Source organism: Edwardsiella anguillarum ET080813 (assembly GCF_000264765.2).
In the GTDB taxonomy this organism is placed as follows: Bacteria; Pseudomonadota; Gammaproteobacteria; order Enterobacterales; family Enterobacteriaceae; genus Edwardsiella; species Edwardsiella anguillarum.
The window spans coordinates 2705554-2722750 of record NZ_CP006664.1 but is presented as its reverse complement, the minus strand read 5'-3'; the positions used below and the strand labels follow the sequence as shown (position 1 = coordinate 2722750).

At 50.5% G+C, this 17197-nt stretch carries 15 protein-coding genes and 3 pseudogenes; 16 read left to right on the top strand and 2 right to left on the bottom strand.

Features of this window, described 5'->3' with window-relative positions:
- Window positions 1-7 precede the first annotated feature (7 nt).
- The 3 genes from ETEE_RS21310 to ETEE_RS19475 are packed head-to-tail and all read left to right on the top strand — an operon-like array spanning window position 8 to window position 2994.
- Window positions 8-349 (top strand): hypothetical protein, encoded by a 342-nt coding sequence (locus ETEE_RS21310; protein WP_144242822.1) that lies wholly within the window; start codon window positions 8-10, stop codon window positions 347-349.
- Window positions 321-2519 (top strand): hemagglutinin repeat-containing protein, encoded by a 2199-nt coding sequence (locus ETEE_RS12180; protein ID WP_338082345.1) that lies wholly within the window; start codon window positions 321-323, stop codon window positions 2517-2519. The genes ETEE_RS21310 and ETEE_RS12180 overlap by 29 nt, the downstream gene beginning before the upstream one ends.
- Window position 2520: 1 nt before the next feature.
- Window positions 2521-2994, top strand: a complete 474-nt coding sequence (locus ETEE_RS19475; protein ID WP_051905089.1) for a hypothetical protein — start codon at window positions 2521-2523, stop codon at window positions 2992-2994.
- A gap of 66 nt (window positions 2995-3060) precedes the next feature.
- On the opposite strand, the gene ETEE_RS12170 is transcribed toward ETEE_RS19475, so the two are convergent.
- Window positions 3061-3408 carry a SymE family type I addiction module toxin gene (locus tag ETEE_RS12170; RefSeq protein ID WP_081926421.1) on the bottom strand — a complete coding sequence of 116 codons (348 nt, stop codon included), beginning with the start codon at window positions 3406-3408 and terminating at the stop codon, window positions 3061-3063.
- 77 nt (window positions 3409-3485) lie between these two features.
- Window positions 3486-3665, bottom strand: a pseudogene (locus ETEE_RS22250) (helix-turn-helix domain-containing protein); the annotation flags it as partial.
- A 260-nt stretch (window positions 3666-3925) separates the two neighbouring features.
- On the opposite strand from ETEE_RS22250, the gene ETEE_RS12165 reads away from it, so the two are divergent.
- The 13 genes and pseudogenes from ETEE_RS12165 to ETEE_RS22360 form a co-directional block, all read left to right on the top strand.
- Window positions 3926-4249 carry a hemagglutinin repeat-containing protein gene (locus tag ETEE_RS12165; protein WP_081926420.1) on the top strand — a complete coding sequence of 108 codons (324 nt, stop codon included), beginning with the start codon at window positions 3926-3928 and terminating at the stop codon, window positions 4247-4249.
- A gap of 161 nt (window positions 4250-4410) precedes the next feature.
- Complete coding sequence (locus ETEE_RS21535) at window positions 4411-4554, top strand: hypothetical protein (RefSeq protein ID WP_156126160.1); 144 nt, start codon at window positions 4411-4413, stop codon at window positions 4552-4554.
- A 620-nt stretch (window positions 4555-5174) separates the two neighbouring features.
- Entirely contained in the window at window positions 5175-6800 is a 1626-nt protein-coding gene (locus ETEE_RS12160) for a VENN motif pre-toxin domain-containing protein (RefSeq protein ID WP_338031712.1), read from the top strand.
- Window positions 6801-7336: 536 nt separating this feature from the next.
- Window positions 7337-8176 carry a hypothetical protein gene (locus tag ETEE_RS12150; RefSeq protein WP_049703720.1) on the top strand — a complete coding sequence of 280 codons (840 nt, stop codon included), beginning with the start codon at window positions 7337-7339 and terminating at the stop codon, window positions 8174-8176.
- Window positions 8177-8491: 315 nt separating this feature from the next.
- Window positions 8492-9118: pseudogene (locus ETEE_RS12145) on the top strand (hemagglutinin repeat-containing protein); the annotation flags it as partial.
- A 301-nt stretch (window positions 9119-9419) separates the two neighbouring features.
- Window positions 9420-10709, top strand: coding sequence for an anaerobic sulfatase maturase (locus ETEE_RS12135; protein ID WP_034171896.1), 1290 nt, complete (start codon window positions 9420-9422; stop codon window positions 10707-10709).
- Between the two features lie 285 nt (window positions 10710-10994).
- The gene (locus ETEE_RS12130) at window positions 10995-12413 is read left to right on the top strand and encodes an MFS transporter (RefSeq protein ID WP_045426404.1); all 1419 of its coding nucleotides are present in this window, start codon (window positions 10995-10997) and stop codon (window positions 12411-12413) included.
- A 2-nt stretch (window positions 12414-12415) separates the two neighbouring features.
- Window positions 12416-14179, top strand: a complete 1764-nt coding sequence (locus ETEE_RS12125) for a sulfatase (protein WP_034171894.1) — start codon at window positions 12416-12418, stop codon at window positions 14177-14179.
- Window positions 14180-14247: 68 nt separating this feature from the next.
- A complete protein-coding gene (glk, locus tag ETEE_RS12120; protein ID WP_034163786.1) occupies window positions 14248-15213 on the top strand; it encodes a glucokinase in 966 nt (321 codons plus the stop codon).
- A gap of 43 nt (window positions 15214-15256) precedes the next feature.
- Window positions 15257-15595, top strand: a complete 339-nt coding sequence (locus ETEE_RS12115) for a YidH family protein (RefSeq protein WP_034163788.1) — start codon at window positions 15257-15259, stop codon at window positions 15593-15595.
- Entirely contained in the window at window positions 15592-15924 is a 333-nt protein-coding gene (locus ETEE_RS20200; protein ID WP_071844201.1) for a DUF202 domain-containing protein, read from the top strand. Before ETEE_RS12115 ends, ETEE_RS20200 begins: the two co-directional genes overlap by 4 nt.
- A 44-nt stretch (window positions 15925-15968) precedes the next feature.
- Window positions 15969-16880 (top strand): LysR family transcriptional regulator, encoded by a 912-nt coding sequence (locus ETEE_RS12105; protein WP_034163790.1) that lies wholly within the window; start codon window positions 15969-15971, stop codon window positions 16878-16880.
- A gap of 74 nt (window positions 16881-16954) precedes the next feature.
- Window positions 16955-17185 (top strand): annotated as a pseudogene (locus tag ETEE_RS22360) (transposase); the annotation flags it as partial.
- Window positions 17186-17197: the final 12 nt, after the last annotated feature.

Sequence of the window (17197 nt, the reverse complement as noted above, 5' to 3'; positions counted from 1 at the left end):
TAATTTCTTGAGTAGCACAGAAGCCAGAGCACTTGATAAAGAGCTATCCGACTGCAAAGCATCAGGTGGTGACTGCAAATCCGTTGTTGAGAAATATATCGAAATCAGCAACAAAAACAGCAAAGAACTGGTTGATGCCTGTTCCGATGGTGGCGTTCGTTGTGTTACATGGGAAGAGCTTATTCAAGGGGCGACCAATGTAGCCAATGATGCACACCCATCACAAATTCGGCTGGATGAAAAGCTGAAGGATCCAGATGCTGCGGCGTTGGTGAATTATCTCAATGGCGCTGATCTTAAATTCCTGCAAGACAATGACGGTGGACGGCAAAAACAGCAGCCAGGGTAGCAGCGTGGGGGTCGGGATAACCTTCGGCTCCAACGGCGTGGGGTTCAATGTCAATGCCAGCGCCAGCAAAGGCAAAGGGTTTGAAAAAGGCAACAGCCGCTATGCCACGGATACCACGGTGAGCGCGGGCAACACCCTGACGCTGAACAGCGGTAATGACACCACCCTGACGCTGAACAGCGGTAATGACACCACCCTGAAGGGGGCGCAGGTACAGGGGGAGAACGTGGTGGCGAATGTCGGCAATAATCTGACCCTACGCAGTGAGCAGGCGATTGATAGCTATGAAGCCAAGCAATCCAGCTTCAGCGCCGGGGGGAGCATCGGCTTCGGCAATGGCTCTCTGAGTATCGCCGCCAGCCGCGATAAGATGCACAGCGACTATGCCTCGGTAGAGAACCAGACCGGCATCTTTGCCGGTAAAGGCGGCTTTGATATCACCGTGGGTAATCATACCCAGCTGGACGGCGCGGCCATTGCCAGCGCGGCCAATCAGGAGAGCAATCGCCTCGATACCGGAACCCTGGGCTTTGCCGATATCGACAACCGCGCTGAGTTCAAGGCGCAGCACCAGGGGTTTGGCCTTAGCTCCGGCGGTAGCATTGGCGGCCAGTTCGCGGGCAATATGGCCAATAGCCTGTTGACGGGCGCCAATCAGAATGAGCGCGCCCGCGGCACCACCCAGTCGGCTATCGCCGACGGCGCGATCGTCGTGCGCGATCGGGCCAACCAGCAGCAGGATGTCGCCGGGTTAGCGCGCGACACAGTTCGAGCGCACCAGCCTCTCTCCCCTATCTTCGACAAGGAGAAAGCGCAGCGGCGCCTGCAGCAGAGCCAGCTGCTCGGTGAGATTGGCAATCAGGTGGCCGATATTGCACGGACAGAGGGCGAGATCGCCGGGGAAAAAGCCCGGCGTGATCCGACGGCCCTGAGTCAGGCCCGTACCGCGCTGGCGGCCGGCGGTAAGCCGTTTACCGAGAAAGATGTAGCGCAGCGGGCGTATAACACCGGCATGCGCGATTCGGGGTTTAGCACCGGAGGGCAATACCAGCAGGCGATTCAGGCGGCCACGGCGGCGGTACAGGGGCTGGCGGGCGACAACCTGCAGGCGGCGCTGGCAGGCGGCGCGGCACCGTATATTAGTGAGATAATCAAGCAGAGCACCCCGGACGGCGCGGGGCGTGTGGCGGCCCATGCGGTGGTAAACGCGGCGCTGGCCGCAGCACAGGGGAATAACGCCCTTGCCGGAGCCGCAGGTGCGGCCACCGGCGAAATCGTCGGCATGCTGGCCACGGAGATATACCAAAAACCGGTCGCTGAGCTCAGCGAAACCGAGAAACAGACCGTTTCAACACTGGCAACCCTCGCCGCCGGACTGGCCGGCGGCCTGGTGGGCGACGCGGGGGCTTCCGCGCTCGCCGGAGCACAGTCGGGTAAGACGACGGTGGAGAATAACTATCTGAGCAGTAAACAGATAGCTGCCTGGTCTGCCGAAATGAAGTCCTGTCAGGCTGGTAGTAGTGACTGCGGCGGTGTGATTAAGAAGTATGAAGAGTTAAGTACTGCCCAGCAGAATCAGCTCATCAGTGACTGTGCGGCTAACCCGGCAACTTGCCAGCAGAAATACGGTGATGTACTGGCCGACAGCCTTGCGGTGAAACAGGCGATAGACAGCGCTCTGGGTGAAGATATCCCGGTTAAGATGGTCTACGATCTAACAGCGACCTTTGCGCAGCAGTTGCAGGCGGAAGGGGTCGTCGCCACCAGTAAAGTCTCGGAAGCACTTCAGAAAGAGTATGGTCTGGATAACATTCAGGCTGACATTATTGCGGGTGCAGCGGCTTCGGTATTTGGGGGGATTAGTAAGGCTGGTAAGCCTAATTATACCTTAAATAAAGATGGTGCTATGCTCGGCATAAATGGCCCAACTGTTCCAAGTAAGACATTGTGGATGGGTAAAGGGAAAGAAAGAATTGATGTTGAGAACCCAGCGCCAGGAAAGAGAGCAGGACAAATACATTACCAGGATAATAGTAACAATAAATACTATTATGATCCTGTTACGCAAAAATTCCCTGAAGCACCTAAAAGTGTAAATGATAAGTTGAACGATCCTGTCTTTAAGAATGCTATAGATAAAGGTATGACTAAATACTTGGGAGAGAAATAAGATGCTAGTTAACTATTTAATGCTTCCTCTGATTGAATCTATTTGTTGGGAGGATATCGAAAAACTCAATCTTCCTTATGAATTAAATGAGATTGTTGAGCAAGGTTTTGTTGAGTTACATGGTTGTTTTTTTTCGAAAAAACTATTTTCTTATTGTAACTCGGTCACTCCTGATGTTTTCGAGGATGAAATTGCCTTCGAATGTTTTGTAAACTCTATCCATATAGAAGATTATGTAAATGAAAAGTATTTGCAATACTCAATTGTTTTTTGTAATGCAATAATCAAAAAATGGAATGAAAATTATGGTAACTGTTTGAGTGTTATTGTATCGTTGGATGATGAAACGTTATTGCCAACAATAAAGTTTCATTTAAAAAGAAAGGGTGTCTCATGGTTGGATGAAGATAATCTTGACTCAAGTATTCAAGCCGTCTTAGTAACTACGAACGAAATCAATAAGAATAGATTATAAGTTATCAAATCTACTGATTAAGAAATCCCGGCCCCAGCGCCGGGATCTTCCTATCAGCCGTCACACTTACCCAAAATGCCCGTCCCCTCGCGTGAACACCGGCAGATCGCCGGTGTCGTTAAGCACCCCCGGAAATGACTGTATCCACTGCTCCATTTTCTTCTTACTGAACCGAGTAACGCTCAGCCCCTCGGCACAGCCCCACTGCTCGCGGGTGTTCTGGGCGGTGATCACGATGCAGTCCGGCATCACCCGGATCTTAATCGGCATGCCGTCGCTAAATCCCGCCTGCGTTACCCACTCGCCGCGCAAAAAGATCGCACGATACACGGCCCGGCTATAGAACTCGTAGCAGGTGATCGGTTGTGGCGTTTCAGTTGTGTGTGGTTCTGACTTACAATCGCGCTTAGCCATAAATCAACTCCTTGTCAGTTGGTTGTGGTCAGCAGTGATAACGGGTTGCCGCCTGTTATCACCGCGCTAATTATCGGTTATCCCTTCATCTTTGATGACCATCGTTCTGCTTCATATTTGATAATCATCCCTTCTAAAAGCTGCTTGATAACCTGTTGTTGTTCAGGAGCCATATTAGCAATGGCCTGAAACTGTAGAGCTAAATCGGCATCAGGTTGTAGCTCATCCTCTTCAAATATCAGCGAGTCGGTTGTGACGCTTTGCGATTTTTTATGAGTTTGTCTATATGGTTTCTTACCATATTTGCCATGTCAGTATTGATATTTTTATTTATAAGATTATTTGTTTTGGATTGGTGAAGATTCTCTGTTTTCGCTCACTGATATTTCGAGAACTCTAAAGACAAGTGTATATTGTTCTCTTTTATGTAATATAGTGACTTGGTTTTTGTATTGGCGAAATAAACGTGAAGAATAATACGTTCGGCGACGGGTTTAAGCTGCCGTACTGACGGATTATGATGTTTGAAAAAGGCAACAGCCGCTATACCACGGTGAGCGCGGACAACACCCTGACGCTGAGCAGCGGTAATGACACCACCCTGAAAGGGGCGCAGGTACAGGGGGAGAAAGTGGTGGCGAATGTCGGCAATAATCTGACCCTACGCAGTGAGCAGGCGATTGATAACTATGAAGCCAAGCAATCCAGCTTCAGCGCCGGGGGGAGCATCAGCTTTATCAATGGCGCTCTGAATATCGCCGCCAGCCGCGATAAGATGCAGGTAATCGATAAAACGACTTCTGCTATAGGGGGCACAATAGTTGGCTCAGTCATATCTTAAGTAATTAGCGTAACTGTACAGAAAGAATAGATGAGATTACAAGCAAATGATTATATTTAAATCAATGAATTCTGCTTTGTTGGGTTTTTTAATCATTTATTGAGTTTCGGTTATTTCTATAGTTGATTTTTTTGCCGCGTTAGGTTACGCAATATTCTTTAATGAATGATCATGATTTTAATTTTTACTGGTTAGATCAAGGTATTGTAGCGATAAGAAAAAGAGTCTCTGCAGGTACGGTTTTAGGTATAGGCATTTGGATTAAAGCAAAAATAGCAGAAAGTGAAAGCAAAAATAAAAAATAAAAAATAAAATAATTATTTTAAATTCATATGATTAAGTACAACGCTTGGATATCGAAAACAGCATCAGGGAATACCTGAATATGGTCAGTGGCGGTGGCCTTAGCGTTTAATTTTGCAGAAATATTTTCAACTTCATTGAAAAAAGCTGAGTCATTGGATTGACTCTCGGCATCGGTTTATGGATAAAATCTAGACTATAAAAATATCAAATAGAAAATAACTCACGCACATCAATTATTGGGAGGTAATAACTAACTACGTTATAAGAAAGCCCGACCATTGGATAAAAGACTGGTCGAATCTAAGGCTTCTGACAGAGATTGTAAATCTGTTATCCAGAAGTATCTGGATATCATAGATTCTGGCATATTTTCAGAATACGATGCGCTACGATTGAGTCACTATTTATTAGTATCTCTAATGACACGCAAAATAATAAAGATAAATTATACACTCCTATATACCAATACGATATCACAATAAGACAGCCCAATGAAAATGCTGTAGCATTACTCCTCATGCAAACCTACTCATTAATTAAAATATCACAATAAGATAGTGTTGCTTCTTTATTAGTATAATACAAATAGTGCTCAATAAACGTAGAGTACTCTGTCATGGTGAAAAAGGAAAAGGCTCAAGACAATAACCGCTTAGATAGCGGAACCCTGGGCTTTGCCGATATCGACAACCGCGCTGAGTTCAAGGCACAGCACCAGGGGTTTGGCCTTAGCTCCGGCGGCAGCATTGGCGGCCAGTTCGCGGGCAATATGGCCAATAGCCTGTTGGCGGGCGCCAATCAGAATGAGCGCGCCCGCGGCACCACCCAGTCGGCTATCGCCGACGGCGCGATCGTCGTGCGCGATCGGGCCAACCAGCAGCAGGATGTCGCCGGGTTAGCGCGCGACACGGAGCAGGCGCACCAGCCTCTCTCCCCTATCTTCGACAAGGAGAAAGCGCAGCGGCGCCTGCAGCAGAGCCAGCTGCTCGGTGAGATTGGCAATCAGGTGGCCGATATTGCACGAACAGAGGGCGAGATCGCCGGGGAAAAAGCCCGGCGTGATCCGACGGCCCTGGATCAGGCGCGCACCGCGCTGGCGACCGGCGGTAAGCCGTTTACCGAGAAGGATGTAGCGCAGTGGGCGTATAACACCGGCATGCGCGATTCGGGGTTTGGCACCGGAGGGCAATACCAGCAGGCGATTCAGGCGGCCACGGCGGCGGTACAGGGGCTGGCGGGCGACAACCTGCAGGCGGCGCTGGCAGGCGGCGCGGCGCCGTATATTGCCGAAATGGTGAAAGCGATGACCACCGATCCGCTCAGCGGAGAGGTCAATAAGGCTGCCAACGTGGCGGCCCATGCGGTGGTAAACGCGGCGCTTGCCGCGGCACAGGGGAATAACGCCCTTGCCGGAGCCGCGGGTGCGGCCACCGGCGAAATCGTCGGCATGCTGGCCACGGAGATATACCAGAAACCGGTCGCTGAGCTCAGCGAAACCGAGAAACAGACCGTTTCAGCACTGGCCACCGTTGCCGCCGGACTGGCCGGCGGTCTGGTGGGCGACGCGGGTGCCTCCGCGCTCGCCGGCGCACAGTCGGGTAAGACGACGGTGGAGAATAATCTGCTGGGTGGCAGTGAATGGCTCCAGACGGAAAAAGCCAGGGAGCATGGTGCTGATGTTCTATCCTGTCGTGATAATCCGTCGGGAGAGGCCTGCAAGCGGGGGCTGGCCGAAAACAAAGCCTATGCCGCTGCATTAGCGACAGGTAGCGTCGCCCTATTACCGGGGAGTGCCCAGGCGATGTGGGGACTTGGTGCTGGGGCGAATGCAGGAGTTAGTTACTGGGTAGACGGCTCAATTGACCCAGCTAATGCAGCCATTGCAGGCTGGGTGAATGTGTTCAGCATGGGTAATGGCCTGACGGGTACCGGGGGCTGGAATGCGGCAGGTGGTGCTTTGGGTAACTGGATTGATGACAAAGATCCACTGTCTGGTGCAATTATGAGTGGTAGCTCATCAGCGATAGGATATGGCGTAGGGAAAATCATCCAAGGGCCACTAGAGAAAGTAATTAACCCTAATTGGAAAAACTGGGAATGGACTGACATGGGAATGGGAGTCAGTAAGCCCTTACCACTAAATCCAGTTCCTGGTATCGCTGGGAATATAGGTTCTTCAATCGCTTCAGAAGGCTCGGGAGCTATTATTCAGGAGCAGCTCAAAAACCAGCAGGAGGGTAAGTGATGAGACATCAATCTCTCCTTCTGCGATTTTTAATGACCTTGCTCATATGGTTTTTTGCCATATTTATTATGGCAGTAGTGATATTATTATTCATGAGATTATTTGCTTTTTATTGGATCGGTGGCGACTTTCTGTTTTCGTATGCTGATATTGTGAGAGCTTTAAAGATAAGTGCGTATTGCTCTATGTTATGTAGTGTGGGAACTTGGTTCTTATATTGGCGTAATAGTTTGAGGTAAGTATACAGGGTACAAAATTAAGCAAGAAGGAAATGATAAATGAAACTACTAAGATTCATTCCTTCTCTAATTTTTTTTATTGTAGTTAGCATAGTTTCAATTTTTCTAACAGGAGTTATTTTATATGTATGCGGTGAATTTTTTTCTTTTTTTATAAAGGAATATCAATGTCTTTTTCATCAATTGTTGTTTTATTTTTAAGTAAAATAAGTATATATATCGGTAGCTTTGCAGGTTTTATGTTGTGGATAGCCAACTTGTTAGAAAAATGATCAGTTTAACTGTGGGTGAGTCATTGTGGAGAATAATCTGCTGGGTGAAACATCTTCAGACAAGTTTGAGAAGGTTATTGAAAAGATCAAAAACGGTGATAAGACATTAGCCACCGCGAATGACCTTATTAAACAGGAGAATGCCGATAAGCGCAGCGATGCGCTGATCTCAAAATATCTTAAAGATCCTTCACAGATGAGCAGCGCGGAACAAGCTGAGCTGGCGACTTATCTACGCATTTACGCTAGTGAAATGGAAAAAGAATATGGCCAGGCGGTGTCCCAGGAACTGGTTAAGGGGTTGCTGTCTGGGCAAGATTACATAAAACGCAATCCAGATTCTGAGGCTATGGCACAGGCCCAAAGCATTATTAACACATGGGGTTACCATAAATCGAATGCCAGTATTGGTGATGCGCCTGTAATGTTCGGAGGCAGTATGCTGGGTATTACAATAAAAGGAGGTATGGCTGTTAATGCGGCGATAGGGATGGCAGTAAATACCGGTATTCAACTGAGTGGTGATGAGCCATTTAGTTATGTTGATACCCTTATGGCTGGCGTAGTATCTGCAGCCACAACAGGGCAAGGGTGGAAGGCGACGGCCATAATTAATATGGGAAGTGCTGCGATTGGAAGTGGGATTAAAGGAGAAGATCTAACTAATGCTACAATTGGTGCTGGTGTGGGCTCAGTTTCTGGTGGTATTGGTGGAACAGTTATAAAAGGAGCGATATCGACAGTTGCCAAAGATAGTTTATCTGATTTAATAGGTGCAACTAGTGGAAGCTATATAAATGAAAAAACAGGAGGTTTTGTAGAGGATGTACTTAATGAAAAGGATAAAAACAATGTTAAAAAATAGTTTTTATCGACTCCTGTACCTTATAGTTTCTTGTGTAATTTTATTTCTATTTTTGGGTATTATTTCGATGCTTGTTGCATCATTAATAGTTTTTTTAAAACTGGTGTTTTTATATTTAAGTGGGAGAGTGTTTTTACATCATTTTTCAGATCTGGATATATAGGAGGGATTATTTTAGGTGGGGGGATATGGATAAAAATTTGGTTGCAAGAAAGAAGGAATAAGTGAGGATTTTTTATAAAGTTAGCAGAGATTGATGTGGAGAATAATTTACTCGGCGACGGATTTAAGCTGCCGTACTGACGGATTACGGTATTTGAAAAAGGCAACAGCCGCTATGCCACGGATACCACGGTGAGCGCGGGCAACACCCTAACGCTGAACAGCGGTAATGACACCACCCTGAAAGGGGCGCAGGTACAGGGGGAGAAAGTTGTGGCGAATGTCGGCAATAATCTGACCCTACGCAGTGAGCAGGCGATGGATAACTATGAAGCCAAGCAATCCAGCTTCAGCGCCGGGGGGAGCATCGGCTTCGGCAATGGCTCTCTGAGTATCGCCGCCAGCCGCGATAAGATGCACAGCGACTATGCCTCGGTGGAGAACCAGACCGGCATCTTTGCCGGTAAAGGCGGCTTTGATATCACCGTGGGTAATCATACCCAGCTGGACGGCGCGGCCATTGCCAGCGCGGCCGATCAGGAGAACAACCGCTTAGATAGCGGAACCCTGGGCTTTGCCGATATCGACAACCGGGCTGAGTTCAAGGCGCAGCACCAGGGGGGTGGCCTTAGCTCCGGCGGTAGCATTGGCGGCCAGTTCGCGGGCAATATGGCCAATAGCCTGTTGGCGGGTGCCAATCAGAATGAGCGCGCCCGCGGCACCACCCAGTCGGCTATCGCCGACGGCGCGATCGTCGTGCGCGATCGGGCCAACCGGCAATACCCTCCAGCGAGTGAACCTCATTGGCTGAGCAGCGCACGGCGCTCTCATTGCTGGTGCTGTCCCTGCTAATTGTTCGCAGCGGTTATCGTCATACTGACCTTACGCTTGTTGTTTCAGGGGGTATTCCCGTGGCATTGTCTGTCAGACATGACGTTTTTAGCCTTCCATTATCAACCTCAATGGCAGGAGTCGAAAGTCATGCTGTTAACACGACTAACCTGCAGTGCCCTGGCGCTGGACGCGCTGGTTCTGGCTCTGCACAGTCTGACTGAGATAGTCTGAATAAGGATCCCTGCCCATGACGCTGAATGGCTGTCACGTGATGGCAAAGCCTACTGGCTCTGTCTGTAATATCGACTGCAGTTACTGTTTCTATCTGGAAAAAGAGGCGCTGTACCCGGAAAGGCAACAGAACTGGCGGATGTCAGATGAGACGCTGGAAACGTATATTCGCCAGCATATTGAAGCGCAGAACAGCAATGACGTGCTGTTTGCCTGGCAGGGTGGTGAACCCACGATGATGGGTCTGCCATTTTTCCGCAGGGTCATTGCACTGTGTGAGAAGTACGGCGAGGGCCGCCGGATACAGCATGCCCTGCAGACCAACGGTATGTTGATGAATGAAGAGTGGGCGGCATTTTTTGCCCGGCACCATTTTCTGATAGGCCTGTCCGTTGATGGTCCCCAGGCGCTTCACGACTGTTATCGGGTAAATCGGGCCGGTCATGGCACCCATGAGCGAGTCATGAAAGCGTTATTACTGCTGAAACAGCACGACGTGGATTTTAATACCCTAACGGTAGTCGGTAAGCACAACGTCAGCCATGCTGCAGAGGTATATGAGTTCCTGCTGGCAGCTGGTTCGCGCTATATTCAGTTCATTCCGCTGGTCGAGCGCATCAGCACATCAGACAACGCCCCCCTGCATCTGGTGATGCCCGGTGAAAGTGCCGCGGCTCTGGCCCCGTGGACCGTTCCAGCATGGCAGTACGGCGAATTTCTCCGGCAGATTTTTGATATCTGGATACGCCGTGATGTGGGTCAGGTGTCCGTGCAAATGTTTGATGTGGCGATAACTGCCTGGAATGGTCAGCCCCCGGTGTTGTGCGTGCACGCTGAAACCTGTGGTCACGCGTTTGCCTTGGAATCCAATGGCGATCTCTACAACTGCGACCACTTTGTCTACCCTGAGCATCTGCTGGGTAATATCCACCAGCAGGACATCAGAACGCTGAACCACAGCGAGCAAGCCATGGCTTTTGGCCATGCGAAAAAGGACACCCTGACCCAAGACTGCCGCCAGTGTGAATATCAGTTTGTCTGTCACGGTGGATGTCCGAAGCACCGCTTTGCGCTGTCGCCGGGAGGGAAACCGGGTCACAATTACCTGTGTGCTGGCTACAAACATTTCTTTAAGCACATTACGCGGAAAATGAATCTGCTGAAAGATTTACTGGCGGCAGGTTATCCGGCTCGGGTTGTCATGCAGGCCCTTGCGCAGGGAGATCACACCACACCGACAGCCAGCCGCAACGCATCCTGCCCCTGCGGCAGTGGAAAGAAATTCAAAAAGTGTTGCGCCCGTTAACATAGCCAACAATGTGTCCTGATGGAAGTATCAGGGCACCCCCTCCCCCTGTACAGACTTCGCGCAATGTCACATTTCTGCACATTGTTTTCTCTGCCATCTTCTGATGCGTCGCTCCTCTGCCATGAAATAAAAACAAACAATTACAGCATGTTGCAAAGGCACCGTGTCTTCCTGCACGCCAATATATAGGTTTTTCCTATACATCAATGACGCAAACTATTATCCCCGGCGCGGAGAGTGCTTTATCTATGAGAGGCCATAAAAAAATACCAGGACAATAAAATGGAACGACTGACCCTCTCTGATAGACTCTGCTACGCGGTGGGCGGTGGCTTTGCCTCCAACCTCAGCTTCTACGCCATGCTGGTCTTCTTTATTACCTACGCTTCTGATATTTACGGTGTCAATCCGGCCACTGTCGGTGCTATCACACTTGCAGCCAGGGGGATTGATGCCTTTATCGACCCCATTATGGGTGCAATTGGTGACCGGACCCGCACGCGGATGGGGAAATATCGCTTCTGGATAATCACCTCGGCTCCGGTGCTGGGATTCACCACCTGGCTGGTCTTTGCCTCTCCGGCGCTCTCCTCCTTCGGGAGAGTGATATATATCGCCGGTATTTACATGCTCTATTCCATTGTCTCCACCGTATCCAATATCCCCTACCACTCCCTGACGGCGTATGTTACGGATAAAGTGAATGATCGCAGTAACATTGTCCTGCTCAAACAATTTACCGGCATTATTGCCCAATTCATCGTCAGTGCCGGCGGCATCTATATTCTGTCGGCGTTCAGCCAGACTAAAGATGCAGCAGGGCATGCCGTCGTCGATATTCACAGCTATCAGTATCTAGGGCTTCTGTTTGGCGTGGTCACCACGCTGGGATTCTGGATCTGTGCATATGGCGCCCGTAGGCAGGATAACTGGCAGCGTATTCAGAGTGATGACGCCGCCATGAACAATGGGGCAAAAACCGATAAAACCCATATCGTTATCGCCGTGTTTAAACATATGTCACTGGCATTTCGCAGCCGCTCACTGGCCTGTCTGGCACTGGCCTCGTCAGCCAATACCCTAGCTTTAGCCATCACCGCCGGGGTCACCGTGCAGTTCTATACCTGGGTATTGCATAACACGAAGCTGCTGGCGACCGGTGCTCTGCTGAATATGATTTTCGGTGCTTCAATGTATCTGGTGGTGAAATGGCTGGTCCACCGTTACGGTAACAAAACCGCGTTCGTGACAGTCTGCTTTATTGCCATCATTCCTTCACTGCTCCTCTGGCTGACATTCAGTCCGGATAACGTGACCTACACCCTGGTCCTGTTGGCCTGCGTGATGGCGTTCTGCCAGGGCGGTTCTCTAATTACCTGGATGATGGTCACAGACTGCGCCGACGAACTGCGCTGGAAGACAAAACAGAATGCTGCCGGGATCGCCTCCTCCACCCTGACCTTTTCCAACAAATTTGGCTCGGCGGTCGGGGCGTTTGTGCTGGGCTGGATGCTGGATTTGATTGGCTATATGCCGGGCACCGCGACCCAGACAGATGGCGCACTGCACGGCCTGACCACGCTGATGGTACTGACCCCGGTCTGTGGTCAGTTGCTCTCACTGCTGGCTATGGTTTTCTATTCCCTCAACAGAAAAAATCACAAAGAAATCTGTATGAAACTGCTGGGTTCCGGAGAGTAAATATGAAAGTTGTCATGTTGATGTTTGATACCCTGCGCCGCAACAAGCTGCCACCTTACAACCCGGATGCGCATCCGCTGCCGAACTTTCAGCGACTAGGTGAAAAAACGGTTCGCTTCGATAATTTCTACGTTGGCTCCATGCCCTGCATGCCTGCGCGCCGGGATCTGCATACCGGGCGTCTGAACTTCCTCCACCGTAGCTGGGGGCCACTGGAGCCTTTTGATGACTCCATTTTTGAGATCATGAAAAAGCACGGGATCTATTCCCATCTGATAACTGACCACCAGCACTACTGGGAGGACGGCGGCGCAACCTACCACAACCGCTATAATAGCTATGAGTTTATCCGCGGTCAGGAAGGCGACCTGTGGAAAGCAAAAATTGGCTTTACCGGTGTGGAGAAACTGGACGCGTGGAAAAATGCTGAGCCACTACGCCGCAATATGATTGAGCATGACCAGATAAACCGCAGCTATATGCACGAGGAGCGGGACTACCCACAGGCCCGCTGTTATCAGGCCGGACTGGAATTTCTGGCGGAGAATCACCGGCAGGATAACTGGTTTTTGCAAATCGAAAGCTTTGATCCGCATGAACCCTTTTTTGTTCCGGACAGGTTTAAACGGATGGTTGATCCGGCACTTGTTGGCAACACGGATGACTGGCCGGAATACAGCTCCACGGAACGTATCAATAACCCGCAGAAAGTCATCGATGGTGAAAAACATTACCAGGCACTGATGCTGATGTGTGACGAATATCTGGGTAAGGTTCTCGATTTCTTCGATACCCATGATATGTGGCAGGACACCATGCTTATCATCAACACCGACCATGGCTTTATGTTTGGTGAAAAAGAGTGGTCAGGTAAAAGCGTGATGCCGGTGTATAACGAAATTGCGCACACCCCGTTTTTTATCTGGGATCCATGCAGCCAGGTCGCCGGAGAATCACGAGATGAACTCGCGCAGATGCACGATGTCGCGGTGACCCTCCTTGATGCCTTCGGCATTGAAAAGACACCACAGATGACCGGTCAGTCTTTGCTGCCCATGCTGACTAAGCCTGGCCCGGTCAAATCCGTCGCCCTGTTTGGTTATTTCGGCGCACATGTGTCCATCACCGATGGCCGCTACGTTTATATGCGCGGAAGCCAGAGCCCTGAGAACATACCGCTGTATGAATACACCCTAATGCCCACACGCATGCGCCGTATGTTTAATGCTACAGAACTGCGGAATGCTACGCTGCATCCGGGCTTCCCGTTCACGGGCCACATTCCGGTAATGAAAATTCCCGGATCTGCCGGATTTTACAGCTCCTACGCACACGGGAATCTGCTGTTTGATTTACAGCTCGACAAAAATCAAGAGCACCCGTTGTGTTGTCCTGAGCGTGAGGCGGCCATGATGCGCATGCTGTCCCTTGCCCTGTCGGAGGCTCAGGCACCTGAAGATGAATGGCGCCGGCTGGGGCTACCGGTGAATATCGATGATATTCATGCCGGGTATGTGTCACAGGAGCATGCCCGGAGAAACCAGGTCATGCAGCAGTATCTCGGTCCACTCAACGGGATGAGCATGCACCCGGATACCCGGACGCTGCTACTGGAAATCGCCGCCTGTCCCGGCGGTGAGACATTCCTGAGTGAACTGGCTGCCAGTCATTCGCTCGGCCATCTCAAAAAACAGACTGTCATTGCATTTTATGAGCAGGGTAATTACGCCCGGGAACTGTATTCGCTGTTTAACAAACCTTACTGAACACAACGGAACTCCATCATGGCCCTGATAGGTCATGATGGTTCAGACCTGTGCGGAGCCACAGAAATATGACAACATTTGCGTTAGTGGCCGATGTGGGGGGGACCAATGCCCGCCTCGCATTGTGCAATCTCACCACCGGAGAACTATCCCGTGTGCAGACATACAGGGTCACGGCATACCCGGGGCCAGAAAACCTGATCCGTGACTATCTCCGCGATATTCCATCCCCGGTGGATGACGGATGTATTGCCATCGCCTGCCCGGTGACCGGCGACCATGTCACCATGACCAATCACTGCTGGGCATTTTCAGTTACTGCACTAAGGCGCAATCTGGGATTTTCACGGCTGGATGTCATCAACGATTTTACCGCCGTTTCGATGGCGGTACCGGTTCTGAAACCCGCGCATCTTATTCAGCTTGGTGGCAAGGAGGCAGCCGCCGGAAAGCCCGTTGCCATTTATGGTGCAGGCACCGGACTGGGTATTGCACACCTTATTCCGGTGGATAATCGCTGGATAAGCCTGCCCGGAGAAGGGGGGCATGTGGATCTCGCCCCCGGCAATAAAGAAGAGGGAGATGTGCTCGCTATTTTGCGCCAGGAGATGGGGCATGTTTCCGCAGAGCGTGTGTTGTCAGGGGCCGGGCTGGTCAATTTGTATCGGGCCACTGCGCTCGCGAACGGTAGACTCCCGGAGAGCCTGTCGCCGGAGGAAGTGACTGAGCGGGCACTGGCAAACCGCAGCCATGATGCCCGACGAGCGCTCACCCTTTTTTGCGACATCATGGGACGCTTTGGCGGTAATCTAGCGCTGACACTTGGCACTACCGGAGGGGTTTACATTGCCGGCGGCATAGTGCCCCGTTTTCTGGACTTTTTTAAAGCCTCAACGTTCCGCCAGCGTTTTGAAGATAAAGGGCGTTTTACCTCCTATGTGCAGGACATTCCGGTTTACTTAATTGTCCATGACAATCCGGGTCTCCTCGGCGCCGGGGCATATCTGCGGCAGCGTTCAGGCATCCCCCTTTAAACCACGGGTTCAGTATTAATTCATCAGTAAGCAGGACAATAAAATGGCATCACCACAACAGGGAAAATCACCGGATTATCGCTTCACACTGGCGAACGAACGCACCTTTCTCGCGTGGGTCAGGACGGCACTGGCCTTTATGGCTGCGTCAGTTGGCATAGATCAACTGGCCACCACGCTGACTCCGGGCACCTTCCGGACAGGACTGGTGATTGTACTCAGCCTGACCGCCGCAGGATTATCCTGCTACGCCTGGTATCGTTGGCACAAAAATGAGCACGCGATGCGTTTTGATAAAGATCTTCCCTTTCCCCGCCTGCTCCTCTGGCTCAGTGGCGGGCTGGCACTTTGCATTCTTGTGATGCTGGGACTGATGATATGACTCTGACTCGCCGGATCCGTGATCAGGGACTTCAGCCAGAGCGAACATCGCTGTCGTGGCACAGAACAGCATTTTCCTCACTGGCACTGACTCTGGTCATCGCCCGTGCATGTTTCTGCCACGGCAGCCAGCTGCTCATCGGGCTGAGTTGTGCCTCTGTCGCCTTGTCAGTGGCGCTGGTGATGGTTTCATACCGGCGCCAGCAGACCCTCGTCTGTAATACTGACTTGTGTACCCTTCCGTCAGCGCTAGCAAAAAGCCTGATCAGCGGTTCGTTGTGTCTGAATGCGTTGGTCATCACGCTCAACAGTATCCTTTCACTGTACTGACAGGTTACTATCGACCTGTTTTACTGATGTACTGAGGAGTCATCTTGCATTTACATAAACTCATCGCTCAGTTCAGGGTACTGGTTGAGAAAAAAACATTCATTGCTGCCGCTGAAAATCTGTTTATCTCCCAGCCGACGCTCACACAAAACATGCAGCGTCTGGAGTCCGCGCTGGATGTCTCTCTTCTGGTGCGCAACGGAAAAAAAATTTCACTGACAGTATACGGCGATAGCCTCTACCAGCATGCCTGCCTTCTGGAACGAAATTATCGCCAGGCGATGCTGGATATCGACACCATCAAACGCAGCCACCGGGAAACGCTGGTGTTGGAATGTGGACATGCCTGGAGCCACGGTGTGCTGTTTAAACTGATGCAGCGTTATATGGCACAGTTTCCTGATGTACGCATTGTCATCAAAAACAGCAACAGCGCCATGGGACAACAGCATCTGCTCAAGGGGGAATGTGACCTTGCTTTAGGGGCAATACCGGCCCCCGACAACCGCCTGTCCGCCATTCACTACATCCCTATTTTTACGACCCGCTTTATGCTGTTTTGCGCACCGGATCACCCTCTGGCAACCAGTCGGCACATCTCCCAAAAGCGGCTCAGCCAGAGTGAGTGGGTTGTCCTACGACATGAGTCGGAAGAAGGTGAGTTTGAAGATCCCTTACTGTGCAGTATTCCGCCTGAGCGGGTGCGTTTTGAAGTGTTCTCAGTCTCCAATGCCATCGCACTGGTCAGCCAGAGCCACTGTATTCTACCTCTACCGCTGCAGCTGGAGCAGGAAGCCACAAACCGCGGGTTAGTTCCGCTAGATATGGCAAAAGCCTTCTCCACCTTTCAGACCGGAATTATGTATATCGATGATGTGCTGAAACATGGGCATAAAAGAGCATTTATCGACACGATTATAGAGTCGAAAAGTCATTTTGGTGACGACGTATCGTAAGTATACCGCATAATCGTGCCATTCACATTTAGAGATCCTTCGGCATAATAAATCCTCCAACGAAGGAGAACGCTATGCGTCAATCCCATTTTATTGAGCATCAGATCATCGCCGTGATTAAATCGGTTGAATTCGGACGCACCGTTAAAGATGCCTGCCGGAAGGCTAGTATTTCTGAAGCCATCTACTACAGCTGGAAGTCCAGATATGGTGGCATGGAGGCCTTTGATATTAAAAAGATCAAGGCTCTTGAGGACGAGAACCGACGTCTCAAACAGATGTTTGCCGACCTGAGCTTTGAGAACCATGGTCCGTAG